The organism is Bradyrhizobium sp. JR3.5 (genome assembly GCF_054057015.1).
Window position 1 is genome coordinate 3,098,188 of the sequence record NZ_JBSRYV010000001.1, and the last position, 15,645, is coordinate 3,113,832.

13 protein-coding genes and 2 pseudogenes are annotated in these 15,645 nt (G+C 60.9%); 4 read left to right on the plus strand and 11 right to left on the minus strand.

Features of this window, described 5'->3' with window-relative positions:
- Positions 1-176: 176 nt before the first annotated feature.
- From ACVWW1_RS15625 to ACVWW1_RS15640, 4 genes are all read left to right on the plus strand, one after another.
- A complete protein-coding gene (locus tag ACVWW1_RS15625; RefSeq protein ID WP_456656428.1) occupies positions 177-323 on the plus strand; it encodes a hypothetical protein in 147 nt (48 codons plus the stop codon).
- Positions 324-332: 9 nt separating this feature from the next.
- Complete coding sequence (locus tag ACVWW1_RS15630) at positions 333-908, plus strand: hypothetical protein (protein ID WP_456656429.1); 576 nt, start codon at positions 333-335, stop codon at positions 906-908.
- 185 nt (positions 909-1,093) lie between these two features.
- Positions 1,094-1,933: a universal stress protein gene (locus ACVWW1_RS15635; protein WP_456656430.1), complete on the plus strand. Its 840-nt coding sequence runs from the start codon at positions 1,094-1,096 to the stop codon at positions 1,931-1,933.
- A 395-nt stretch (positions 1,934-2,328) separates the two neighbouring features.
- Positions 2,329-3,252, plus strand: coding sequence for a glycosyltransferase (locus tag ACVWW1_RS15640; protein WP_456656431.1), 924 nt, complete (start codon positions 2,329-2,331; stop codon positions 3,250-3,252).
- A 144-nt stretch (positions 3,253-3,396) separates the two neighbouring features.
- On the opposite strand, the gene ACVWW1_RS15645 is transcribed toward ACVWW1_RS15640, so the two are convergent.
- The 11 genes and pseudogenes from ACVWW1_RS15645 to ACVWW1_RS15695 form a co-directional block, all read right to left on the minus strand.
- Positions 3,397-4,824 carry a hypothetical protein gene (locus tag ACVWW1_RS15645; protein ID WP_456656432.1) on the minus strand — a complete coding sequence of 476 codons (1,428 nt, stop codon included), beginning with the start codon at positions 4,822-4,824 and terminating at the stop codon, positions 3,397-3,399.
- Between the two features lie 966 nt (positions 4,825-5,790).
- Entirely contained in the window at positions 5,791-5,988 is a 198-nt protein-coding gene (locus ACVWW1_RS15650) for a DUF2798 domain-containing protein (RefSeq protein ID WP_456656433.1), read from the minus strand.
- 30 nt (positions 5,989-6,018) lie between these two features.
- Positions 6,019-6,769 (minus strand): annotated as a pseudogene (locus ACVWW1_RS15655) (SDR family NAD(P)-dependent oxidoreductase).
- Positions 6,770-6,786: 17 nt separating this feature from the next.
- Positions 6,787-7,932: an SDR family oxidoreductase gene (locus tag ACVWW1_RS15660; RefSeq protein WP_456656434.1), complete on the minus strand. Its 1,146-nt coding sequence runs from the start codon at positions 7,930-7,932 to the stop codon at positions 6,787-6,789.
- A 49-nt stretch (positions 7,933-7,981) separates the two neighbouring features.
- A complete protein-coding gene (locus ACVWW1_RS15665; RefSeq protein ID WP_456656435.1) occupies positions 7,982-8,923 on the minus strand; it encodes a D-2-hydroxyacid dehydrogenase family protein in 942 nt (313 codons plus the stop codon).
- Positions 8,924-8,935: 12 nt separating this feature from the next.
- Entirely contained in the window at positions 8,936-9,664 is a 729-nt protein-coding gene (locus ACVWW1_RS15670; protein WP_456656686.1) for an alpha/beta fold hydrolase, read from the minus strand.
- Between the two features lie 93 nt (positions 9,665-9,757).
- Positions 9,758-10,226 (minus strand): annotated as a pseudogene (locus tag ACVWW1_RS15675) (2,4'-dihydroxyacetophenone dioxygenase family protein).
- Between the two features lie 134 nt (positions 10,227-10,360).
- On the minus strand, positions 10,361-11,065 hold the full coding sequence (locus ACVWW1_RS15680; RefSeq protein ID WP_456656436.1) for a glutathione binding-like protein: 705 nt from the start codon (positions 11,063-11,065) through the stop codon (positions 10,361-10,363).
- Positions 11,066-11,134: 69 nt separating this feature from the next.
- Complete coding sequence (locus tag ACVWW1_RS15685; RefSeq protein ID WP_456656437.1) at positions 11,135-11,620, minus strand: carboxymuconolactone decarboxylase family protein; 486 nt, start codon at positions 11,618-11,620, stop codon at positions 11,135-11,137.
- Positions 11,621-12,093: 473 nt separating this feature from the next.
- On the minus strand, positions 12,094-12,378 hold the full coding sequence (locus ACVWW1_RS15690) for a hypothetical protein (RefSeq protein ID WP_456656438.1): 285 nt from the start codon (positions 12,376-12,378) through the stop codon (positions 12,094-12,096).
- A 249-nt stretch (positions 12,379-12,627) separates the two neighbouring features.
- The gene (locus ACVWW1_RS15695; RefSeq protein WP_456656439.1) at positions 12,628-15,477 is read right to left on the minus strand and encodes an ATP-binding protein; all 2,850 of its coding nucleotides are present in this window, start codon (positions 15,475-15,477) and stop codon (positions 12,628-12,630) included.
- Positions 15,478-15,645: the final 168 nt, after the last annotated feature.

Sequence of the window (15,645 nt, forward strand, 5' to 3'; positions counted from 1 at the left end):
CACGGTCAAAACGGCGTATTGACTCCAACCGGACGTTGCGCACCCCAGGACAGGAACTGTGGTATCCTCCGTCAACGCGGTGGGACGGTTCAATGAAAGCGGCTGCCCCTCGAATGGCACTTGCTGCGCGCCCCGCACAGCGGGTTAAAGCCCGCCTTCGCAAGGCGAAAGGCGGCATGTCTGGCGGCACCGCAGCGAGCGCCCAGGCGACGCTTGCGGCCGCCGCGCGCGACCCGGCCCTGATCCGCCTGCTGACCGACCCCTTCGCGTTGACGCCGGGGTTCACCGGGCCGTCTCAGCCGTCGGGCCTCATCCCCGAATAGGATCCGAGCATGAACGTGTTGCTCGTGCCGTTCCCCATGGCGCCGGTCAACACCAAGAACGTGCACCGCTCGAATTTCCTGTTGGGGCATCCATACGGGACGGATTTCGTTTACGACGAGATGATGGTCGCGCCGGGACTGGGGGATATCGCTAGCGCGACGACGGAGACGTTCGCCACGATGGTTTCCTTGCTCGGGACCGGCGGTCTCACCCCCGGCGCAGGCCCGACCCGGGGCGAGCGCGAGAAGGGCTTCTACGACATCCTCTTCCTGGGCGAACTGCCGGATGGCCGACGGGTCGAAGCGGTCGTCACGGGCGATCGCGATCCGGGCTACGGCTCGACCAGCAAGATGATCGCCGAGAGCGCTCTCTGCCTCGGGCGCAACGTGCAGGGCGAGGGCGGCATTTGGACGCCGGGAGCGCTGATGGGTCCGGCCTTGCGCGAGCGTCTGCAGGAGCGCGCCGCCCTCACCCTTCCACGCGCGTTAAGAACGCCCAGAATTGCAGCACCTTGCAGGATTACGTGGATCGTAGCCCACGAAAGCGCGGACTGGCGTTCGCCGGCTTGCTCGCTGGCGACGTGATCGTGTTTTGCCCGATGTCGAACAGCCCGCCGGGCAGTGCTAACATGGAGGGCTAATCGCTCGGCATTTTAATAACGATCTGCACCGCGACCGGAGGATTCTATCAACCTCAGTCGCAAGCCGTTAGCCTTCAAGGCCAACTAGAAATTGTAAGTCAATGTTCACCTGAAACATGGGGGTTGAGAATGAAGACGATCCTGGTCCCGATCCAAAACATTGCGATCATGACATCCACCCTCGAGGCCGCCGCACGTCTCGCGCAACGTACCGGCGCCTACATCGAAGGCTTTCCGCTCCGGTTCGGTATCCCTCAATACTTAGTCGCAGAATTGGCTACTGGCATCCCTTTGGATTCCTACTATGCGAAGAGCCAGGAAGAGTTAGCCGAAATGCACCGTTTGTTCGAAGCGTTCATGCTAAAGCACGATATTCCTCCAGCCACTGCGCGCGCGAGCCGACCATGCTTCGGCTGGCTGGAAACCGCGCCTGAGGGTGAAGACTTTGTTGGAAGTTATGGGCGAGCTTTCGACGTCATTGTAATGCCACGGTCCGACGTTGATGCTGCCGGCCCTCACCGGCGCGCCATTGAATCCGCACTGTTTGAGAGCGGTAGACCCGTTCTACTGGCACCACCAGATGCGCCGAGAAGCATCGCGACAAACATTGTGATCCACTGGAACGGTAGTACCGAGCAGGCTCGGGTCAACGCTTTTGCTATGCCGCTGCTTCGTCTGGCAGAACGGGTAACGGTGCTGACCGTGATTGCCGGACAAGCGGTACCAGGCCCGTCTGCCGATCAGATTGTCCGACAATTGCGGTACAACGACATTGCGACCAACCTGGTGAGCATTGAACTGGAAGACCGCGACACCGGTGAGGCGGTTCTTGATGCCGCCAGAGCACAAGGCTGCGATCTGTTGATAAAAGGAGCCTTTACCCGCAACAGGCTGCGGCAAATGATATTCGGTGGCGCGACCATTTATATCATGGAACACGCGGATTTACCCGTCCTGATGGCGCATTAGAACTGCGCGTACAATTCGCTCCGCCTGTCTTTGCGAGAAGCTGCCTCAACCGCGAAGTCGCATTTTGACCCAAGGCAGGCGGCGGCGGCCAATCCTGCCGCGATGCAAAACGCTGCGCTCAATTCGGCGATACGTGGTAGGGTGTAACGGGCGGCTGCTTCCCGAGGCCCCGTGGCGCTGCTCGTCGATCCGAGCAATCCCGCCGTAGCAGGGTGCACTCAGGACTGGACCAGACTTGCGGGCGGCAAGGTCTGGCTGAAACAATTGAGCTGAATGGCAAGCACGCGACGAAGCAGCGTTCAACCCGAGCCGTATATGGTGATGCCTGCACTGGCCCGCGGAAGCTTCGGCTTACTGTCGGTTTGAGCGCGTAGTGCAGGCTCTATGGTCCGGCTATGAAGCAACAAAGTGTGGCGGTAATCCTCCCTTGTCGCAATGAAGAGGCGGCCGTCGGGGTCACGGTAACAGCATTTCGTGCGGCTTTGCCCCACGCTGCCATTTATGTCTTCGATAACAATTCGACTGATAATACCGTGAATGTGGCTCGTGCTGCTGGCGCGATAGTTCGAACCGAACTAACGCCAGGTAAGGGCAACGTGGTTCGCCGGAGTTTTGCGGACATTGATGCCGATGTCTATGTGATGGCCGACGGCGACGCGACCTATGACGCAGCGGCTGCACCGACGATGATAAAGGCGTTGATCGAATGCCAGCTGGACATGGTGGTCGGTGTGCGAAGTGCGGTCGCTGACGCCGCCTTTAGGCCAGGTCATCGCCTCGGCAATGCGATCCTCACTAGAATGTTGTCGCAAATCTTCGGTCGCTCATTCAGCGATGTCCTCTCGGGCTATCGCGTATTCTCGCGCCGGTTCGTAAAAAGCTTCCCCGCCCTCTCGGAAGGTTTTGAGGTAGAGACGGAGATCAGCATCCATGCTCTTGGGTTGCACATGCCAGTGGCCGAGATCGGGACTGCTTACAAAGTACGGCCGGAAGGTTCGAAGTCCAAGCTCTCCCCGTTCCGCGACGGCTGTCGCATCCTGTTGACCATCCTGACGCTATTTCGAATTGAAAGACCGATGCTTTTTTTCGGTATCATTGGCACGTTGCTTGGGTTCGTTTCGATCGTGATCGCGGCACCTCTTGCCGTCACGTATGTTCAGATCGGCTTAGTGCCGCGTTTGCCAACCGCGGTTCTTTCGACAGGACTCATGATACTCGCCTTCCTTAGCTTCTTCAGTGGAATGATTCTCGACACTGTCGTGCGTGGCCGTCGCGAGTTACGGCGGCTTGCTTATTTGGCCCTGCGGCCTCCGGAATAGGAGATGTCGTTCATTCGTCTTGAGCTTGCTCCGTAGGGACGAATTTCTTCCAAAGACAGCTCACAGGTTCAGGAGACAGCCAACGTTGCGGCGCTAGAGCGATGCGCTCGCCTTTCTGCGCACCGGAGCTCGCGAACGATGCGCTTAGCCCCTCCGCAGGCATGCAATAATTTCGACCAGTTCGACAGTAAAAAGGGCCAGCATGAGGCCGACCATCGGCACTGCGGGAATTAGGTATCGCCAGACGTCGAGGGTGTGGGCGCCGGCGGCGGTCCCGATCGAGGCCGCCCACATCACGATGACGATACCTCCGCGCGCTGAGAACTCGGGGCGCCAACGCCACACGGCGGTCACCGTCCAATATATTACGGCGATGACGAACGCGATGGACAAGGCCCTGAACAGATAGGCGGAGATGACTGGGAAATCAGACAGCAGGCCGATCCGAACTGGTCCGCCTTGCAGATCGATCGGCTGAGCCGCCCGGCCGTGCCGCGTCATGATGTCGGACACGTGCGGCACATCGTCGGTCGACACCGGGATGGCAGGGTCGAGTCCGTAAGCCGGCCATGCGACCGTGGCCCCATAGGCCATCTGACGGGCGACCTTGCCCGCGTAGGCCAGCGGTCGGTCGCGCACGGCGGCCAGGAAGATGCGCCGATACGCTCTCGCCGCGCCGTCGGCATTTCCGGTATCGCGGGCGACGTCTCGATCCAGTGTAGTGTCGAAGAGGCACGCGTCGCCGAAGAACCCGAGTGCCGGCCACCGACCCGGCTCCGCCGCGAAGTCGGCGACAAGCCGCGCCATCGTGGCCTCGGCGCGGTCTCCGGCCGCCGACGCGATCTCGCGTCGCGCTGCATCGCTTGCGAGCACGATGTTCAGGTGATTACAGAACAATGTCTTGGGGACGAACACGATGGAGGCTTGATCGGAGTTGGAAGCCCCGAACCGGGAACCGGTGGCGAGGAGCCCCAGCGCTGCCGCGACGGACACGGCAATCACGGCAAGGCGCACAGGCGTGTCTGGGCGGGCGAGGCTAGCGCCCACCAGGACGGCGACGATCGGGACCAGGGCTCCTTGCGACCTCAAGCAGGCCGAGAGCGCCGCACATAGGATAGCGGCAGCGACCGCGTAACACCGCGCCGTTTTGTTGACGCAGGTGGTAACGAGCAATCCGGCCATTGCGAGATTGAGGAAGACCGTAAAGAAAAGCTCCGAGGTGATGACATTCCTGAACAGCAGCAGGCCCGGATACGTCGCCACGAGGATGATCGGCACAAGCCCACCGGCGTTGCGCGTCGTCGCCTGCGCGGTTGCTGCAAGCGCCAGGATCAGGATAGTCCACGCCGCCTGCTGCAGGCGCACCACCGTCCCGAGGTCGCCTCCGAACGCGAACGTCACGCCCAGCAACGCCGGGTAGCCCGGATCGCGCCCACCCGCCACCGTCGGCTGTCCGGCCTCGAGCGTACGAAATGCAGATTCCACGAAGGATGGCGTGTCGCCCCAGATGACCGGGACCGCGGGCCTGGACGACGCGGCGATCGCCACCACCAGCGCGGCCCACGCCAGCATGGTCCACGGCCACGGGGACGCCGCTCCGCCCGTCGTACGCGCTGGAGTTTCGCGCTGCGACCGCACCACCGCCTCCCACTGAAATGAAGCTCGAATGCTACCCCAGCTAGTTGCCAGACCAAAACGCTCTGCAAGAACATCGGCGGACATGACGTGCTCTCGGGCTCCTTCGCCCTTCCCGTCAGTGCGCGCGTCTACGAGACATGATGGCCGATGCCCGATTGGTCCGGGCTGGGCCCGCTAGTTGAGATCGGCTATCCGTCAACTTGGAGGTCGCCGATCCCCTGTCGACGGTTGCCGCGCAGACGTTCGCGTTCCTGCCAATGTCGGCTTTGTCACCAAAGCTTGCCGGAACTCGAAGCTGGATCTTTGGACGCCCCGCCCTTCTGTACGATCAAGCCCGCTGGAATACGCTGTTAGCAAAGCGAGGTGGATTACCGACCTCCACCGGGATAAGCCGAGCTCACTACTTCGGTTAGCGTCCCCAGTGCGAAAGGAAGCGAGATCAACTCCACCAGACTACGCAAAACTGCGCGATCGCGGCCGGCCGCCCTACTCCCACTCAATTATCTATGACTTCTGTACCGCGTTGAGTCGCAAGCACAATCTCTCAAAGCTGACGGACAAATCCCGGCGGTACATCCGTCCCAACTTTTCGATCTTGAATTCACAGTAAAATTTGCGCGGCTCGGAGGCATGGTAACTTCGGCAAGTATCGGAATCAATCGACGCAGTAGACGTATACTAAGTCGGAACGGCCTCCTCTTGGCCTCTCGCCAATTTCCGCCCGATACCGTCAATAGTCAGTCGAACTGCGAAGAGCTGCCCTCCCGCAAAGTTTGCCCCGCATGACTTCGCCTGCACATGTTTCGGCGTAATTGTCGACTACTGAAGGACTGCAGTTAGAAGTCTTTCAGTCCAGGGGGCGAAACTGAACGCGATCACGCGTTTGCAGCGCTGGCGCCCTTAGTCCGTCGACTCTTCTCGTGTAAGAGCCATTGATAATGATCGTACTATCGGCGCGGCGAGCAGGACAACAGGCAACATCACGGCCCAAGAAACCAGCCATGAGCCGAGCCAATTCCACAGGAAATGGCCGGTTGCGGACGCGGAAAGGCTCGCAATCCCGATTGGATGACGCCAAAGATGAAGTGACTGTAGCAACGCGGGATTGCGAACATAGCCTCCCCAAACTCAAAGCGCGCTCAGTCCGCCATCGACGACGAGATCAGCTCCCGGCCACGTAGCTGCTTTCGTCAGAAGCCAGGAACAGCGCTGCCGCAGCAATCTCCTCCGGGCGACCTAGGCGGTTGAGCGGGGTGGCAGCCTTGAAGCTCTCCCTGATCGCGTCGGCGCCTTCTTTCGTTGCCGCCTGAGCGTCGATGATGGGCGTGTCAATCGCGCCGGGACTGATCGCGTTGATACGGATGCCGCGGTCCTTCAGTTCGGCCGTCCACGTGCGCACAAAGGAGCGAACGCTGGCCTTGGTTGCGCTGTAGGCGGTGTAGCGCGGAATGCCCTTGAACGCGGCGATGGACGAAATCAGGACGATGGCGCCTCCGTCACGGAAGAGAGGCAGCGCCTTCTGAACCGTGAAGAGAAGCCCGCGTACATTGATGCCGAAGGTCTTGTCGAAATTTTCTTCCGTCGCCTCAACGAGCGGTTGCGGATCGATGAAGCCCGCGTTTGCGACCAGAATGTCGATCCTTCCCTTCTCGCTCCGGATCCTCTCGTAGAGCCGATCGAGATCCTGGAGGTTCTGGACGTCCCCTCGAACGGCCGCCGCACGCTCTCCAATCAGGGTAACCGCCATTTTGAGCTCGTCCTGGCGGCGACCTGTGATGTAGACAAATGCCCCCTCCCTCGCAAACCGCTGGGCCGTCGCGAGTCCGAGACCACTGCTACCGCCTGTTATGAGCGCCACTTTGCCTTGCAGTCTTGGCATCATTCTCTTCCTTCCGATCAGGATGCGACTGAGAGCCGGGCAGCCACCTGCTTCGAGGCCGGCGGCAAGAGCTTATTGCCGATCAGAGACTGCAGGGCCTTGCGGAACGACACCTCCGTATCGACCACCTTTGCGAAGCCGGCCTGGCGCAGCTTAACGGTGCTCACGAAGGCCCTCGGTCCCGCCGGGGCGCCATAGGCGAAAGCGAAGTCGGCATGCTGGTCCCCTTGACCGACCAGATCCCGCAGGTTCCGCGAGCGAAGACCATACCTCGCGACGATCTTGTCCCAAACGTCGGCGTTTTCCGCGAGGTACGCCGTCACACTCATTGGCGTGTCCGGTCCGGCCTCGACACCGAGAGTTTCGGCGATGCCCGGCCACACATTGCGCCACTCGAACACGTCGCCGTTGGTGATGTTGAAAGCCTCGTTCGCTGCCTGAGGCGACTGCGCAGCCCAAACCGCCACGTCCCCGACGAGATCTGCATCGGCCGCTTCCCAGACGAACGACGGGCCGCCCGGGAAGCCGAGCGGCTCCCCCTTCTCGCGGCGGATCGCCGCGTAGACTCCGATGGCAGGGAGAACATTCAACGCGCCTGGGGTGGGACCGGTGACGAGCTGCGGACGCAGAGCCGTGTAGTTGAAACCGTGCTTGGCACCCATCTCGCCGACATAGGCTTCCTGGTCGAAGAAGAAGTTCGGGTGGTCCTTGCGGGCATCACGTTCGCGAGCTGGGATGGGAATGGGATGCAGGTGGACGCCGTAGACCTTCGTCCCCTGCAGAATGCTGATGTGCTGGAAATTCCTGGCGCCGCGGACGATCGGCTCGACCACGTTGCGCAGCATGGCATTGTTGGTCTCGATCTGATCCTTGCTCGACCAGCCGGCGACCAGCTCGGGCTTTTCGTGGAGAGCCGTATAGGCGATGTGTGTGACGTCGGTCAGCGGTTCGAATGCGGCTCGGGTCTTGTCCTGGTCACGCAAATCGACCGACAGAAAGTCGACGTTGCGGCCGCTCGGCAGCGCTGGCTTGCGGCGCGAGACGCCGACGACCTCCCAACCCGCGTCAAGAAACCTCTCGATGGCCGCGACGCCCAGCAGGCCGCTAGCACCTGTGATCAAGACCTTCTTCGGAATGTCTTTGCTCTGATTGGTCGCGCTCATGATTTCAATCCTCGTTGTCTAGTAAGCGTTTGTCGCGCGTGAGGACGGGTTACGCAGGCGCGGCGTTGGCCTCGAGCCACTTCGTGATGTTGGCTGCGGCATCGCCGTAGAAGGTCCGATATAGATCTTCGGTCACGTAGCCGATGTGAGGCGTCGCCAGGACGTTTTCCAGTTTCCGGAAGGGGTGATCGATAGGCAACGGCTCCATGTCGAACACATCGACGGCGGCGCCGGCGATCCGGCGCACCTGCAGCGCTTCGATCAGAGCCGCTTCGTCCACGATCGGACCGCGCGATGTGTTGACGAGCCTCGCCGTCTGTTTCATCAGGGCGAACTCGGAGCGCCCGATTAGGTCTGTGGTGCGCCTGCTCAGGACGACATGCACCGTGACGACGTCCGCCTCGCGAAATAGTGTCGGCTTGTCGACGCGGGTGACGCCGGCGGCACTGGCCGTCTCCTCGGTCAGGTTCTGGCTCCAAGCGATGACCTTCATGCCAAAGGCAAGGCCGATACGCGCGACCTCTTTCCCGATGTTGCCCAATCCGACGACCGCGAGCGTTTTGCCCCGCAGGTTCGAGCCGAGCCCGATCTGCCACCCACCCGCCCTGAGCGACGCTGCCTCCCGGTCGATGCCCCGCATGCTCGCCAGAATCAGCGACCAGGTGAACTCGATGGTCGGGGTAGAATCGTAGCCCGTCGCGGTGAGCGCGATGCCGAGATCGGTTGCGCCCTGGCTGTCGATGGACGCGTTTCGCGGTCCCGTCGAAGCTATCAGCTTGAGGTTCGGGAGCTGCTGCAGGATCTCCCTTGGAAGCGGCGTGCGCTCACGCATGATGCACACCACATCGAACGGTCGCAACCGTTCGATGACCGCCGAGGGCTCGACCAGGTGGTCATTGAATACGACAATCTCGGCGTGCCGACGGACGGCAGACCAGTCAGCGAGCCGCAGCGCCACATTCTGGTAGTCGTCCAGGATAGCAATCTTCATTGCAGCCCTCCCTCAGCGTTCGGCGGCGAAGAACTCTGCCAGAGCTCCAGCCACCGCCTTGGGATCGTTCTCCATCGGAATGTGACCGGCAGACTTGATCCGGACGAGCCGCGTTTCCGGGATCTCCCGTGCGTAGCGTTCGGCATAGTCGATCGTCTGAAACGGGTCGTCCTCGCCCCACACCAGAAGCTTGGGCGTCTTTGACTGCAGAAGAGCCGGCAGCATCTCCATGGTGTAGCGGTGGTCCGCGGCGCCCGCGAGCGCCAGCCAGGAGCGGGCAACCCTCGGGTCTGTCCAGGGATCGAGATACTCCGCGATCTCGGCCTCGCTGGCCGGTCGTCCGAGCGCCTTCACGACGGATACGCGACGCGCAGCCAAAATGTCGTCGGGCGTCGTTGCCGTAGCGACCGCCGGATCCCGGAAGCGGGCAACGCCAGGTACCGGCCATGAATCGTACATGATCCCATTCACGACGGCCACGCGCGGCACCTCCACCTCCCTTGCAAGCATCAGATGCTGCGCGACGCCTCCCCCGATATCGTGGCCGGCAACCATGACCGGGCCCTTGTGCCCGAGCATCTGGAGGAAACGTACGAGCCAAGCCGAAAGACGTGGTACCGAAGCCTCGCTCAGGGCCGAGTTCGCCTCCGGAGCGGCCGAAGCCGGGGAAATCGACCGCCACTGGGCGGAGACCGGCGGAAGCGATGCCCTCGAGCACAGGCTGCCAGACGCGGCTCCAATAGGTGCCGTGAAGCAGGAGAACCAAGGGGCCGCCTTTTCCGGCTGTCAGATAACTGATCGGCACGCCCCCCATATCGACAGTCTCTCTTCTCGTCATCGCACGATCCTCTTCACATAGTCCTTGCCGAGCCCGGCGGCTTCGTAGTGCTGCATGGCGTGTTCGAGCTTGGTGAAGACATCTTCGTATCCGAGCGCCTCGCCGTAAGGATCGACGTACGTGTACCCGCCCGTCACGTGGAAGAGCGTGGCCATCTCCTTGACGTCATCCGGAACAACAAGCGTGTGCGTCTCGCCGGGCGGCTCGAACGCATAGTCCCCAGGGGACGCGACCCAGTCGTGCTCGAGGTACCGCCAGCTTCCTCGCAACGTGAAGGCATGCACCGGTCCGGAATGCCGGTGGCGCGACAACACGCCAGAGGATCGGACTCGAAGGATGTTGATGTAGTAGCCTTCTCACATTGAGCACGAGCGGCCTGAAGGCGACGGTCGGCGATTGCGGCACCCATTCCCGCTCGTCCCCGTCAAGCTCCAGCGCAGAGCCGACGAATACATCCGGCACCATGCCAATGGGCTGCGGTTTCTGGTAAGCGATCTTCCTTTGATCGATGGACCTGCTTTCGGACGCCTGCATGTTTTCCGACGAGGACTTCATGGCTGTTCTCCTTCCATCGCGTGAAACGAGATTCTATCTCTCCGTCAGGCCACCGACACCCTGCTCGCTGTTTGCCCGAAGAGGATCTTCTTTCCCTCTTCCGTAACCGCAGGGCGGCTCGAGTATGGTTCGCCTTTCGCGTAGGCCCGCTGCGTGCCGGGGCGCTGGCGCACCGCATGGAACCAGCGCCGCAGGTTCGGGAAGTCGTCCAGATTCTGCTGCTGGCGCTTCCAGAGCACGACCCATGGATAGGATGCCATGTCGGCGATGCTGTAGGTGTCGCCGACGATAAACGCGCGGTTTTCGAGGTGCCGATCGAGCACGCCGTAAAGACGGTTCGTCTCCTTGACGTAGCGGTCGATCGCGTAGGGGATCTTGGTCGGCGCGTAGACTCCGAAATGGTGGTTCTGACCGGCCATCGGCCCAAGGCCACCGACCTGCCAAAACAACCATTCCGTCGCGGTCTTGCGGCCACGTACGTCCTTGGGCAGGAAGCGGCCGGTCTTCTCAGCTAGGTACAGCAGAACGGCACCCGACTCGAACACGCTGATTACCTCCCCACGGTCAGCGGGCGCGGTGTCGATGATCGCCGGCATGCGGTTGTTCGGCGAGATCGCGAGAAAGTCGGGCTTGAACTGATCGCCGGCGCTGATGTCGACCGGATGGATCGCGTACTCCAGCCCGGCTTCTTCCAGGAACATCGTGATCTTGTGGCCGTTCGGCGTGGGCCAGTAGTAGAGCTGGATCATCTCCGGTCTCCTTGTGCGCCAGGTGCAAAGGCCGCCCCCGCGCAATAGCGAGGACAGCCTTCGGTGCCGTCAGGCGGCCGGCTTCAGTTTGCCGGGCGCATTCCACTCGGCGCCCTTCATGAACGAATCGTTCGGGGTCTCGGCGAGATGATTGGTGTAGTTGGAGATGAGCTTGGTCGCGGCGAGGACGAGCACATCCAGCACCGACTGATTGTCGTAGCCCGCGGCCTTGAAGGCGGCGACGTCGGCCTGGCTCACGACGCCGCGCTGCCGGGTGACCTTGGCCGCGAACTGGCGCAAGGCCTCGAGCTTCGCGTCGGCGATGGGGCGGCCCTCGCGGACGGCGGAGATCGCCTCCGGCTCTACCTTGGCCATGCGCGACAGATTGGTGTGACCGGCCATGCAATAAGTGCACTCGTTCTCGTAGATGATAGCGAGATAGACGATGTTGCGCTCCTGCGGGGTGAAACTCGTCTTTTCGGCGATCCCCCAAAGGGAGCTGTAGGCCTCAAGTGCTGCCGGACTTTGTGCGAGGACGCGGTGCAGGTTGGGCACGAAACCCCAAGACTTCTGAACGCCGTTGAGGATTTCAGTGGAAGCCGCCGCGCGGTGTTTGTGTCGTGAAGCGTGAAGCCGTTGATCATTTTTCTCTCCCTTCTCGAGGTCACAATGTGGGACCGGATCCTCACCCATTCCCCGGCGCTGCGGCAGACGCGATCTGGCGATATTATTTATTCCGATGGGGAATGGGTCTCCTTCTGCAAATGAGCCATCAATTCCCTTGAGCAGCGGCGATGGGCCGCGCAGGGCTCCCGAGACGTCCTCCCGATTGCGTTCCGTTCCTCTCCTTGCGCGGAGTGTCCAGCTTCGTCCGCTCCCTCTTCGGATCGCGTGGCGAAAATGGAAAACCGCTGACGCTAACGTCGCGCAACTTCTTGTCGGAGGCGAGTTAAAGGTTCTAAGATTTTGTAAATCGTGACGGGCGAGCAAACATTGCTGGAAATTGGGGACCCGACGGCTGGTGAACGTCAGATATCGTGACGATTGCGCAGAATGATCAATTGGACGATGAGTTCGTTGTGGGGCGTGAAGTAAAGGGCCAGGGCAAGAGGGTCCGGCAAGCCGCGCTTGTCGAAGTTTCCATCAACATTGGCAGTGACAATGAAATTGCCGTAATGACTCACAACTTTTGTAACCGCGATCGACAATTTCTCGCCGATGATGTCCCGCTCCGCCCAGTTCCTAACGGCAGTCTCACCCCAGTAGTCGCGCAGTTGATCGTTGACGAGCGCGTCATGGGCAAATGTGGCCATCAACCGATCCAGGTCGAAGCTATTCGCAGCGCCCACAAACTCCGAAATTAGGGGTGGAAGCGTAGTCGGTCCATTCGTCGAAGAACGGGGGCTTGGCATATGAATCAGCGACCGTCGGGATTGACATCATACCCAACAACATGCCCCAGTTGCCGAACCTTTGCTCATTGTATGATGTAAAAACTTGTAAATCGGACTCTTACACCTGTAGATCTCTGCTTAACCTACGCAAGCTGCATCGATTTTGGGCTATGCCGTTATGATCGCATGCGCCAATTTTAGATCCGCAGTATCGAATCCTTCCGTAAATCGGTCGTACACACCAGCCACGCATTGACGCGCCTCCGCACTCTCGCCTCCGTCCTGAAAAAGACGTGCGAGTGTCATGACGGATCTGAGCTCGAGACTGAGCGCACGTTGAGTCCGAGCTTTAGCAATCGACTCCTTCACACATGTCGTCGCCGCAAGGTGGTCCTTTCGCGCTGCGAAGATTTGCCCTTTGATACGCAACAATTCGGGCAAGTCAAATTCGGCGCGCGTTTCGATCGATCGAGAAATTGCACTATTCACCGTGAAGAGCGCGTGTTCCAGGTCCCCCACCCTTAGAAGGCCACCTGCGAGCGCCCCCATAAGGGTGCCGCGAACCACATTGTACTGCTCAACCTGCATGATTTCCAAAGCTTCCCTCAATGACTGTATTCCCGCCCGCACCTCGTCGCTCGCGACCTGCAGTTCGCCCTTCAGCCCAATCCCCGCGGCACGATAGGGTCCCAACGAGTGTCGTCCGGCAAACCCGATCAACTGCTCGACCAATTTCCACGCTCTAGTGAAATCACCCGTCCAGAAAATCACCGAACCGCCATAGAGAAGTGAGGTGCAAACAGAGACCGGATGATTTCGGCCGCGGCTCATTTCCTCAATTGCCTTCAGCGCGGCTCCTGTTGCCCGGTCGGGAAACCCGCGCAGCCACAGGACTCGAGCAAGAGCCACGATAGCTCCTATTCGATTGACAGTTCCGAAGTAGTTGGCGTGATGCGAGCCGAGTTCGGCTGCAAGCGACATTCCTCTTTCGAGATGAGACTGCGCCGCGGCTTGATCTCCACTCACGTGGTGCGAGACACCTATCATCCACTCGGCCCAAATGAGGCCCGCAGGATCTGATATTGCCTGTGCTACGCTCCTTCCACGCTCAACAGCCGCCCTGGCGCCCTGAAGGTCGCCTTTCCGGACGAGGAGGAGATTCAAGCTTGCGAGCAGCTGCAACTGGCGGGACCTGTCCCCGAGCGCTTCGGCCAGCGCGAGCCCGCGATCGATCGCCGCGCGAACCGTGCCGTGGTTCCCGCGGGTGTACATCGACGCCAGAGCCAGCGACTCCTGGAGAATCATCTCCGTTCTCGCGCAATCGCCGATATCGTCGATAACGGCCAGGGCCCTTTCGCAGAAGCGCCTGCACTCTTCCAACAGAGATAGGCCGAGCAGAAGCGGCGCCGCCTGCGCAACAAGAGCCACTCCAAAGGCCGAATCGCGGCGATCGGACAGCGCCCACTCAAGCGCCGCACGCACGTTGCTGATGTGTGGTGCGTATACGGATAGATCGTGCCTACCGATCCTTGAGCGGAGGATCTCGTCGCTTTGGAGAAACTTGAAATAGAATTCAGCGTGAAGTCGGGCAACGTGAGCGACTTCCCCTCGTTCGTCGAGTTTTGCTCTGGCATATGCGCGTGTCGTGTCGAGCATCCGGTGGAGTACGGACCCGATCGCCTGAGTGGTCGATAGCAGCGACTTCTCAAGTAGGCCTTGGATGTTCTCCGCAACGCGCGCCTCATCCAGGTCGGTTCCCGACGCAACAGCGCAGGCTGCCTCAATCGTGAAATCTCCCACGAAGACCGAGAGCCTCCGAAAGACAGCCTTTTCGTGATCGGGAAGGAGGTTGTAACTCCAATCGAGCATCGCGTTCAGCGTCTGATGTCGAGGGAGCGCGGTTCGGCGTCCATGCCAAAGCATACTGAAGCGATTGTCGAGCAATTCCCAGATTCCACGAATCCCGAGAGAGCCTGCGCGACCGCCGGCGAGTTCGATGGCGAGGGCGATCCCATCGAGCCGACGACAGATCATTGCGACGGTCGGTGCGTCTACGTCGCTCAACGCTGCGCGATAGCCACTCGCTACAGCCCGTTCCATGAAAAGCTGAGCCGCCGAAAATCTCAGCACTTCCGCGGCAGTGAGGTCGGCATTCTCCGCGGGCGGACAATCGAGTGAATACAACAAATGGACGCGTTCACCCTCAACCCGCAGCGCTTCGCGGCTGGTCGCCAGGATATGCGCTTGCGGTGCTTCGCCGACGACCCGTTCAGCCAATTTCGCCGCCGCATCGATCACGTGCTCGCAGTTGTCGAGAACGAGGAGGATCTTCCTGTCGCCCAGGAACGCCACAAGGCTGCCGTAGGGATCGTGAGCCTGGATCATGAAGCCGAGCGCAGAGGCGACTGCGGCTGGAACGAGCTGGGCATTCGTCAACGCGCTCAGATCGACAAAGGAAACGGCACCACTGAAACCACTCAACAATGCGTGCGCCACCGAAATGGCCACGGTGGTCTTGCCTATGCCGCCTGGACCGACGATGCTCACGAAACGGTCCGTGACGAGCTGCTCCGATACGGCTCGAACAGCTTCATCTCGACCGACCATCCGCGCCAATGGCGGCGGCAGTCTTCTGGGCTGCTCGCCGTCCGGAGATCCTCCCGCAACGGTCAGTGGCTCCGTCGAACACGACACGGGCGCGACAAAACAATAGCCGCGACCGGCAACGTTCGATATGTAGCGAGCCCCTTCCTCTCCGCCGAGCGCTTTCCGCAAGGTTGCAATCTGAACGCGGAGATTGGCCTCATCCACTGTCACATTTGGCCACGCGAGCGAGATCAGTTCGCTGTAGCTGACGACCTGGCCCGCCCGTTCCATCAGGGCGATCAGGACGTCGAGGGCGCGTCCGCCAAGCGGTATCGTCTCGTCATCCCTCTTGAGCAGCCTGCCCGCCACGGACAGACTGAACGGACCAAAGGAAAACACGTCACCGGGCTGGATGTTGCGACGAGCGTTCATACAAGCATTCCGCGGTGTTAGCTCGCTATCGCGGCTCTCTTTGCGCAAGGCAACTGCCCGCGCCGGACCCGCCGTATTCTAGCGCGCGTTCCCTCCCTTGGGCGACTCGCCCGCCAGCGCGTCCACCCATCGGCTCGTCTGTCGGATGCGGCCGAAATTGCAGTGCAA